At 68.1% G+C, this 8,370-nt stretch carries 9 protein-coding genes and 1 pseudogene; 2 read left to right on the top strand and 8 right to left on the bottom strand.

All coding sequences use genetic code 11. The annotated features are described in order from the left end of the window. From FKP22_RS13775 to FKP22_RS13795, 5 genes are all read right to left on the bottom strand, one after another. Positions 1-804, bottom strand: an 804-nt coding sequence (locus tag FKP22_RS13775; protein ID WP_141288056.1) for a Gfo/Idh/MocA family protein, incomplete at its 3' end; no start/stop codon positions are given. After that, entirely contained in the window at positions 804-1,826 is a 1,023-nt protein-coding gene (locus FKP22_RS13780; protein ID WP_141288057.1) for a sugar phosphate isomerase/epimerase family protein, read from the bottom strand. The genes FKP22_RS13780 and FKP22_RS13775, both read right to left, overlap by 1 nt. A 24-nt stretch (positions 1,827-1,850) precedes the next feature. Beyond that, the gene (locus FKP22_RS13785; RefSeq protein WP_141288058.1) at positions 1,851-2,828 is read right to left on the bottom strand and encodes a substrate-binding domain-containing protein; all 978 of its coding nucleotides are present in this window, start codon (positions 2,826-2,828) and stop codon (positions 1,851-1,853) included. A gap of 78 nt (positions 2,829-2,906) precedes the next feature. Next, entirely contained in the window at positions 2,907-3,899 is a 993-nt protein-coding gene (locus FKP22_RS13790; protein WP_141288059.1) for an ABC transporter permease, read from the bottom strand. A 1-nt stretch (position 3,900) separates the two neighbouring features. Continuing rightward, complete coding sequence (locus FKP22_RS13795) at positions 3,901-5,388, bottom strand: sugar ABC transporter ATP-binding protein (RefSeq protein WP_141288060.1); 1,488 nt, start codon at positions 5,386-5,388, stop codon at positions 3,901-3,903. Between the two features lie 300 nt (positions 5,389-5,688). Here FKP22_RS13795 and FKP22_RS13800 point away from each other — a divergent pair, with 300 nt between their 5' ends. Together FKP22_RS13800 and FKP22_RS13805 are read left to right on the top strand one after the other, a co-directional pair. Then, positions 5,689-6,309, top strand: a complete 621-nt coding sequence (locus FKP22_RS13800; RefSeq protein WP_141288061.1) for a hypothetical protein — start codon at positions 5,689-5,691, stop codon at positions 6,307-6,309. After that, the gene (locus FKP22_RS13805) at positions 6,290-6,889 is read left to right on the top strand and encodes an RES family NAD+ phosphorylase (protein WP_170200895.1); all 600 of its coding nucleotides are present in this window, start codon (positions 6,290-6,292) and stop codon (positions 6,887-6,889) included. Before FKP22_RS13800 ends, FKP22_RS13805 begins: the two co-directional genes overlap by 20 nt. On the opposite strand, the pseudogene FKP22_RS13810 reads toward FKP22_RS13805, so the two are convergent. From FKP22_RS13810 to FKP22_RS13820, 3 genes and pseudogenes are all read right to left on the bottom strand, one after another. Further along, a pseudogene (locus FKP22_RS13810) lies at positions 6,886-7,122 on the bottom strand (ROK family protein); the annotation flags it as partial. The gene FKP22_RS13805 and the pseudogene FKP22_RS13810 overlap by 4 nt on opposite strands. A 152-nt stretch (positions 7,123-7,274) precedes the next feature. Then, positions 7,275-7,943, bottom strand: coding sequence for a Crp/Fnr family transcriptional regulator (locus FKP22_RS13815; RefSeq protein ID WP_170200896.1), 669 nt, complete (start codon positions 7,941-7,943; stop codon positions 7,275-7,277). Between the two features lie 70 nt (positions 7,944-8,013). After that, positions 8,014-8,370, bottom strand: a 357-nt coding sequence (locus tag FKP22_RS13820; protein WP_233446843.1) for a helix-turn-helix domain-containing protein, incomplete at its 5' end; no start/stop codon positions are given.

Raw genomic sequence — 8,370 nt, forward strand, 5'->3', positions numbered from 1 at the left:
GTCATTCTCGAAGCCGGCGGCGATCTGGGACGCCAGCAGCACGCCGCGCGCGCCGCCGTGGAAGCGCAGCAGCAGGCTGGCGTCGTCGTCCAGCTGGCGGCCGGGCACGAAGGCGGTCAGGTCGGCGCAGAGGCGTTCTGCCTCCAGGCCGGTGACGGTGGCGATCAGGTTCTCGGCGTGCGAGCCGATGTCGCCCATCGCGCCGGCGATGCCGCTGCGGGCCGGGTCGGTGCGCCAGTCGGCCTGCTTGTTCTGGCCGCCTTCCACGCGCTTGGCGAGCCAGCCCTGGTGGTATTCGACGACGACCTTGCGGACTTCGCCGATCACGCCCTGGCGCACCATCTCGCGGGCTTGACGGACCATCGGGTAGCCGGTGTAGTTGTAGGTCACGCCGAACACGGTGCCGCGCTGGGCGACCACGCGCACCAGGTCCCCGGCCTGGGCGCTGGTGTGCACCAGCGGCTTGTCGCAGACCACGTGCAGGCCGGCGTCGGCGAATGCCCGGGCGACCTCGTGGTGCACGTGGTTGGGCGTGACGATGCTGACCAGGTCGACGCGCTGCTCGGCCGGCAGGCTCAGCTCGTGCGCCAGCAGGTCCTGCCAACTGCCGTGGTTGCGTGCAGCGGCCAGGCCCAGGTCGCGGCCGGAGGCGATGGCCTTGTCCGGCTGGGACGACAGCGCGCCGGCGACCAGCTCGTAGCGGCCGTCCAGCGCCATCGCGGCGCGGTGAACCTGGCCGATGAAGGCGTCGCGCCCGCCGCCGACCATGGCGTAGCGCAGCTTGCGGGGAGAAGTTTGTGCCATCAGCCGGCCATTCCGCCTTGGGCGTCCCGAGCGAAGGCGGCGTCGAAGTCGCCACCGGCGGGCGCGAAATCCAGCCGGCGGCAGTAGGCGGCACTCTCGGTGGCGCCATGCACGCGGTCCATGCGGCTATCTTCCCATTCGACGCTGAGCGGGCCGGCGTAGCCCACGTCGTTGAGCGCGACGATCAGCGATTCGAAGTCGATCATGCCGCGGCCCACGCTGCGGAAGTCCCAGCTGCGGCGTGCATCGCCAAAGGCGGTGTGGCCACCGAAGGTGCCCACGGTGCCGTCACCCTTGGCCCACCACACGTCCTTCATGTGCGCATTGAAGATGCGCTTGCCGAACCTTCGGATGAAACCGATGTAGTCCACGCCCTGGTAGGCGAGGTGGCTGGGGTCGAAATTGAAGCCGAAGCGGCGGTGCTGCTTCACGGCCTCCAGCGCGCGCTGGGCCGAGGCGGTGTCGAAAGCGATCTCGGTCGGGTGCACTTCCAGCGCGAAGTCCACGTCGTGTTTTTCGAAGCTGTCGAGGATGGGTGTCCAGCGGGCGGCGAAGTCAGTGAACCCGCGCTCGATGTAGGCCTGCGAGGTGGGCGGGAAGGCGTACATCGCGTGCCAGATGGCCGAGCCGGTGAAGCCGGTGACGGTCTTGACGCCGAAGTTGGCCGCGGCGCGCGCGGTGTCCTGCATCTCGCGCGCGGCGCGCTGGCGAACGCCTTCGGGGTCGCCGTCGCCCCACACGTGCTGCGGCAGGATGGCCTGGTGCCGCTCGTCGATGCGGTCGCACACCGCCTGGCCGGTCAGGTGGTTGCCAATGGCGAAGCACTGCAGGCCGTGGTCGGCCAGCAGCTCGCGCTTGCGCTCCACGTAGCGCGGCGACGCCAGCGCGGCCTGCACGTCGAAGTGGTCGCCCCAGCAGGCCAGCTCCAGGCCGTCGTAGCCCATGCGCTTGGCCAGCGGCGCAAGCTCGGCCAGTGGGAGGTCGGCCCACTGGCCGGTGAACAAGGTGATGGGTCTGGCCATGGTGGGCTCTCCTGCGCCAATTGCTCAGAACGGGGAATCGGGGAAATAGAACTGCTTGGCGTTGTCCTTGGTGATCAGCACCGAAGGAATGATGGTGTTGGGCGGCAGCTTCTCGCCCTTCAGCCGCGCCTCGGCGGTGAGCTTGATCGCGTCGTAGATGAACTTCGGCGAGTACGAGACGTTGGCCTGGATCAGCGGGTTGCTGCCGTCCATCAGCGTCTTGACCATGCCCTTGGCGCCGGCGCCGCCGAAGACGATCTTGATGTCGCTGCGCTTGGCCTGCTCGATGGCCTTCAGCACGCCGATGGCCATGTCGTCGTCGGCCGCCCACACGGCGTCGATCTGCTTGAAGCGGGTCAGGAAGTCCTGCATGACCTTGAAGGCATCGTCCCGGTTCCAGTTGCCGGGCTTGGCGTCCAGCAGCTTGATGCCTGGGTAGGCCTTCAGCGCAGCGTTGAACGCGTCCATGCGCTCGTTGTCGATGGTGGTCGGGATGCCGCGCAGCGCGACGATGTTGCCCTTGCCGCCCAGCGCCTTGCCCAGGTATTCGCCGGGGATGCGGCCGAAGGCGGTGTTGTCGCCGGCCACGTAGGCGTCCTGCGCCGAGGTGTCGGTCAGCCCGCGGTCAACTACGGTGACGTAGACGCCCTTGGCCTTGACCTGGGCGACCGGTTTGGTGAGTGCAGCCGATTCGAACGGGAAGATCACCAGCGCATTGATCTTGGTGACGGTGACCAGGTCCTGCAGCTGGTTGGCCTGCTCGGGCGCGCCGCCTGCAGTCTTCACCGTGACCTTCAGGCCCGGGTGCGCGGCCTCCAGGTCTTTCTTGGCCTGGTTGGCCCAGAACACGATGCCGGCGGTGAAGCTGTGCGTGGCCGACGGGATCACGACGCCGAGGTTGACAGGCGCGGCTTGCGCCAGTGCGGCCTGGCCGACGAAGGCCAGGCTGGCGGCTGCGGCCAGGCCCAGCAACCGAATGCGTGCAGGGGTGCGGAATTTCATGTCATGTCTCCTGTTGTGGTTGGGCAAGACAGCCTTCTGGTGGCTGCCGAAGGGAACGAGAAAGAGGTGCCTGTGTGTCTACGGCCGGCGCCGCTGCGTGAACGCGACGGCGATGATCACGAAGCCCTGCACGGCGGCATTCAGGTACACGCTGATGATGTTGGTCAGGTTCAGGATGTTGCCGATCACCGAGAGCAGCACCGCGCCGATCACGGTGCCGACCACGCTGCCGGCACCGCCGCGCAGCGCGGTGCCGCCGACGATGACCGCGGCAATCGCTTCCAGCTCCCACAGCAGGCCGGTGGTGGGCGAGGCCGAGCCCAGCCGCGGCACGTACAGCAGCGTGGCCATGCCCACGCACACGCCCAGCAGCATGTAGGTCAGCACCTTGATGCGGTCCACGTTCACCGCCGCGTAGCGCGCCACCTGCTCGTTCGAGCCGATGGCCTGCACGTAGCGGCCGAAGGCGCTGTGGTTCAGGATCAGGCTGCCGATGACCGCGACCACGCCGAAAACCCAGACGGGGATGGGCACGCCCAGCCAGCTGGCGTAGTAGACAGGGCTGTAGACGTCGGACAGCGCGTTGTCCAGCGTGATGGCGCCGCCGTCGGCGAAGTAGGTCAGGTAGGCGCGGAAGATGCCCAGCGTGCCCAGCGTGACGATGAAGGGCTCGATGCGGCCGCGGGTGATCAGCAGCCCGTGCGCCAGCCCGAAGCCTGCGCCCAGCACGACCGCGAACACCATGCCGGCGCCCACGCTGGCCAGCGGCGACCAGCCTTTGGCGGCCAGCGCGTTCATCAGCAGGATCATGCAGCCGGCGATCAGCGCGGCCATCGAGCCGACCGACAGGTCGATGCCGCCCGAGATGATGACGAAGCACATGCCCACCGCGATGATGCCGATGAAGGCGGTGCGGGTCAGCACGTTCATCGCGTTGTCCAGCGAGGCGAACTCGCTGTTCAGCAGCGTGCCGGCAATGCACAGCAGCACCAGGCCCAGCACCGGGCCGATGCTTCGCAGCCGGTGCCAGTGGGTGCGCCAGTCGCTTGCCGGGGCGCTGCTCGGGGTCATTTCAGTGCGTGCCGGTTGCATGGGCGATCAAGGCCTCTTCGCTCAGGCGATCCGCCTGCAGGGTGGTGGTGAGCCGGCCGGCCCGCATCACCGCCACGCGGTGGCACAGGCCGATCAGCTCGATCAGTTCGGACGAGATGACGATCACGCCGCAGCCCTGCGCGGCGAGCCGGTGGATCAGCACATAGAGGTCGCGCTTGGCGCCCACGTCCACGCCGCGCGTCGGCTCGTCCAGCACGACGACCTTGGGGCCGGGCTGCAGCACCTTGGCCAGCGCCAGCTTCTGCTGGTTGCCGCCAGACAGCGACGAAGCGCGCAGCGACAGCGAGCCGGTGCGGATGCCGAACTCGCGCACTGCATCGCCCAGCGCCTGGCGCTCCTGGTCCTTGCGCAGCCAGGGCTTGGCGTACTGGCGCAGGTTCATCAGCGTCAGGTTCTCGGTCAGGCCCATGGCCACGTGCAGGCCCTTGCCCTTGCGGTCTTCGCTGAGGTAGGTGAGGCCCAGGTCGGCGGCCTCGCGCGGGCTGCGCAGGGCGACGGCCTGGCCGTCGATCTCCACGCGCCCGGCGCTGCTGCTGCGCAAGCCCAGCAGGCCCTCGAACAGCTCGGTGCGGCCGGCGCCGACCAGCCCGGCGAAACCCAGGATCTCGCCGGCCCGCACCTCGAAGCTGGCCTGCTCGGCCCAGCCGGGCACGCTGAGGTCCTGCACGCGCAGCCGCACCGGCGCATCAGTCGGCGGCAGCTGCTTGGCCGGGAACAGGTCCGACAGTTCGCGGCCCACCATCAGGTTGGCCATCTGCGCGCGGCTCAAGCTGCGGGTGGCGGCGCGGGTGATGAAGCGCCCGTCGCGCATCACGACGACCTCGTCGGTGATGCGCTCCACCTCGTCGAGCTTGTGCGAGATGTAGAGGATGGTGGTGCCGCCGGCCTTGAGCTGGGCCATCAGCGCGAACAGGCGCTCGGTCTCGCCGGGCGTCAGCGTCGCGGTGGGTTCGTCCATGATCAGCAGGCGGGCGTTGCGCGCCAGCGCCTTGGCTATCTCGACCAGCTGTTTCTCGGCCACGATCAGCTGACGCAGCCGGGTGTCCGGGTCGCGGTCCAGGCCCACGCGCTGCAGCACCGCTGCGGCCTCGCGCCGCATCGCTGCGTCGTCCAGCCAGCCGCCGCGCTTTTTCTTCTCGTGGCCGAGGAAGATGTTCTGCGCAATCGTCAGGTCCTCGGCCAGGTTGAATTCCTGGTGGATCAGCACGATGCCGGCGGCCTCGGCGTCCCGCGAGTTCGCAAAGCGCACCGGCTGCCCGTCCAGGCACAGCTGGCCGCTCGTTGCCGCCTCGTAGCCCGAGGCAATCTTCATCAGCGTTGACTTGCCAGCGCCGTTTTCGCCCAGCAGGCCGTAGATGCGCCCCGCGTCCAGCGAAAAGCTGACCCCGTGCAGCACCTGCACCGGGCCAAACGCCTTGACGACGTCCTGAAACGAAAGCGCCAGCATGGGTCTCCTCGCGCCGGTCGGAAGCCGGCGCTTTTTTCATGGGGCCCCAAACCTGCCGCAAGGCGTCAGGCCCCCAGAGGGGGTGAGGAACTTGGGGCGGCCCGGCGTTTCCTCATGGAACCGATGCTAGGAGCCCAGCTTCGGCCCAGCAAGATCGAAATTAGACCTAAATTGGGTCGAACTTGATCTTTTGCTGGCTCGGCCGGGTGACGCCTTTCGCTGTTTGCGTCGATTTCGCTAATTTCGCTGTTTGCGTCGTTTTCGCCGCGCTGCTAGACTTTCCAGATGGCCAATTCCGACATGAGACACCTGTCCTCCCAGGCTCACCAGCGCATCGAGCAGCTTGAGCACACGGTTTCCGAGCTCAAGGGCACGCTGGGCCTGCTGGTTTCCGAAATGCGGCGTCAGGGCATCGTCCTGCCGGTTGGCAAGGTGCAGCGCCGGCAGGGCAGGAGCGCTTCACCTCGCCCTGCAGCCAACGATGCGCCGGCCACGGCGACCGGACTCGCCGCCGCCGTGGCGCGCGGCGAGGCGGCCAAGGTGGAATGGGTCCAATCGGGTGAGGTTGTGCCGGCCAAGCTGCTGGCTGACCATTGGGGCTTGACGCCGCAGGCGTTGGGTCCGGCGGCGGACCGAGGCGAAGTGTTCGCCATCCTGGTCAAACGCCAGCGCTACTACCCTCGCGAGTTCCTGGACCTTGACCGTCACGCAGTGGGCGCTGTTGCTCAGGCGCTGAGCGGCCTGTCGCCCACTGAAAAGCTGGTCTTCTGGAAGCGTCCTCACGGTGGGCTTGGTGGCAAGACGGTGCTGCAGGCGCTGACGGCGACGAATGACGCCGCGCAGCTCGCACGCGTCGTGCAGTTGGCCCGGTCGTGGGCGGAAGAGGCTCACCCCAAGCGCGATGGCGTTGAGGTTGCCTGAGCCGGGTTCTTTCGAGCACCTGCTCGAAGCGGCGCTGGTGCCGGCCGAGTCGCTGCTTCGGCTGTCCCGGTTTCCGAAAACCGAGCCCTTCTGGTCGTGTGGCCGCTACCGGTTCGACGGCCCACCGGCGGATGCATCACAGAGCTTTGGCAGTTGCTACGCGGCCGACGATGTGTCGGTGGCGTTTTGTGAATCCGTGATCCACGAATGCGCGTGGTTCCGCAACGGCCACTACGAAATACCGCTGACTGACCTCACTTCACGGCACGTCGTGCAACTGCATCGGCCGGCGAGGTCGACCCTGGTGCTGGCCGATCTCACCGGCAAGCCTCTGAAGAGGCTGGGCCTCAACAACGACATCAGCGCCGGCAGCGATTACGCCCTGCCCATGGCATGGGCCAAGGCCATTCATGAGGCCGGCCCGAAGTGGGATGGCATTCGCTACGTCTCTCGCCAGCACAACGGCGGGTTCGCGGTGGCCTTGTTCGAGCGCAGCGGTGTCACCAAGCTGCGCAGCCGAAAACTCACTGGCAAGTTGCTCGACAGTCTTTGCAACGAATTCCGCGTCGTGGCGATCTAACCCGGCAGCCGAAGCGTCTCCTGCATCGCCAGCGCCGCTGCGCCAATCAAGCCGGCGCGCTCGCCCAGCGGCGTGTACTGGATTTCCAGGTGGCGCGTGGAGAGGGCCAGTGAGCGGTGGTAGACGCTTTGGCGCACCGCGGCAAGGAACAGCGGGCCGATGCGCTGGATGCCGCCGCCGATGAAGACGTGTGACGGGTTGTAGAAGTTGACCACCGAGGCCAGCATCTGGCCGCCCCAAGTGGCCCCGCCCCCTCTCGGAGGGTGGTGCTGCGTACCCGCAGCGCCGGGTGCACCATCCAGCGGGGCCGGCGCCGGGCCGCCCCAAGCGGCCCCGCACCCTCTCGGAGGGTGGTGCTGCGTACCCGCAGCGCCGGGTGCACCACCTACCAACGGGGTGGAAGATTCCGCAGAACTTGAAGACGGCCGCGTTGCTGCGCCACATAGCCGCCACGCTCCAGGTCCTTCAGCAGGCGGCTGACCATCTCGCGCGAGCTGCCGATGCGGCTGGCCACGTCCTGGTGGGTCAGCCGGCCGTTGAACAGTCCGTCGGCCCCGCAGGCTTCGTTGGGTGGCTGGGTCAGCAGCAGGCGCAGCCGGCCGTACACGTCGTTCAGTGCCAATCGCTTGGCCGACAGCGTGACCGCGCGGGCCCGGTGGATGACCTTGGCCAGCAACTCGAACGCAAACTCGGGGTGTTCGGCAATGTGGCGGGTCAGGGTTTCGCGGGTCAGCACCACGCAGGCGCTGGGCTCCTGGGTGATGACGCTGGCCGAGCGCAGACCGCCGTCCAGGCTCATCTCGCCCATGTACTCGCCCGGGCCGTAGACGCCATAGGTGATCTCGCGGCCGGTCTCGTCGGCCGAGAAGGCGCGCAGCAGGCCGGAGACGATGATGTAGAGCGTGTCGCCCCTGTCCCCCTCCTGGATGATCAGCGTGCCCTTGGGGTAGCGCCGCAGGTCGCCACGCTGCGCCAGCAGCTGAAGCGAGGGCGACAGCAAGGGCAGGGCCACAGGGCTGCGCGGTGAAGGGGAAGCGTGGGGGGCATCTTGCATGCCCCCCATCGTAGCGCCCTGGCCGCCAGGCGGCTTGACGCGCGTGAACTCGCGCGCGCCACCCGCCGCGTCAGCTGGTCAACGCGCCCAGTGCTTCGAGCAGGTGATCGGCACTGTGCATCGCCCGCGCGCTGGCGCTGCCTGCCGGCGCGGCGGTGCGGGCTTCCGGCTTCTGGCGCAGGGCACCGACCAGCGGCGGCAGCAAGGCCACTTGCTGGATCAGGTCGCGGATGCTGACGCTGCCGGTCTTGGCCCGGATGTTCGCAATCTGCGTGCGCACGGTCGAAATCGCCACGCCGTGGGTTTTGGCGATGTCGCCCGGCGAGCGGCCATCGCACAAGGCGATCAGCACCTGTTCTTCGCCTGGCGAGAGCCGGTGCGCGCGGGCAAAACCCTGCACCGACAGCGCGCCGCAGACCTGGCTCTT

The organism is Ideonella azotifigens (assembly GCF_006519715.1).
Taxonomy (GTDB): Bacteria; Pseudomonadota; Gammaproteobacteria; order Burkholderiales; family Burkholderiaceae_C; genus Ideonella; species Ideonella azotifigens.

Coding starts and splice junctions, on each gene's coding strand:
- FKP22_RS13780 (WP_141288057.1), bottom strand. CDS start 1,826: ATGGCCAGACCCATCACCTTGTTCACCGGCCAGTGGGCCGACCTCCCA.
- FKP22_RS13785 (WP_141288058.1), bottom strand. CDS start 2,828: ATGAAATTCCGCACCCCTGCACGCATTCGGTTGCTGGGCCTGGCCGCA.
- FKP22_RS13790 (WP_141288059.1), bottom strand. CDS start 3,899: ATGACCCCGAGCAGCGCCCCGGCAAGCGACTGGCGCACCCACTGGCAC.
- FKP22_RS13795 (WP_141288060.1), bottom strand. CDS start 5,388: ATGCTGGCGCTTTCGTTTCAGGACGTCGTCAAGGCGTTTGGCCCGGTG.
- FKP22_RS13800 (WP_141288061.1), top strand. CDS start 5,689: ATGAGACACCTGTCCTCCCAGGCTCACCAGCGCATCGAGCAGCTTGAG.
- FKP22_RS13805 (WP_170200895.1), top strand. CDS start 6,290: ATGGCGTTGAGGTTGCCTGAGCCGGGTTCTTTCGAGCACCTGCTCGAA.
- FKP22_RS13815 (WP_170200896.1), bottom strand. CDS start 7,943: ATGCAAGATGCCCCCCACGCTTCCCCTTCACCGCGCAGCCCTGTGGCC.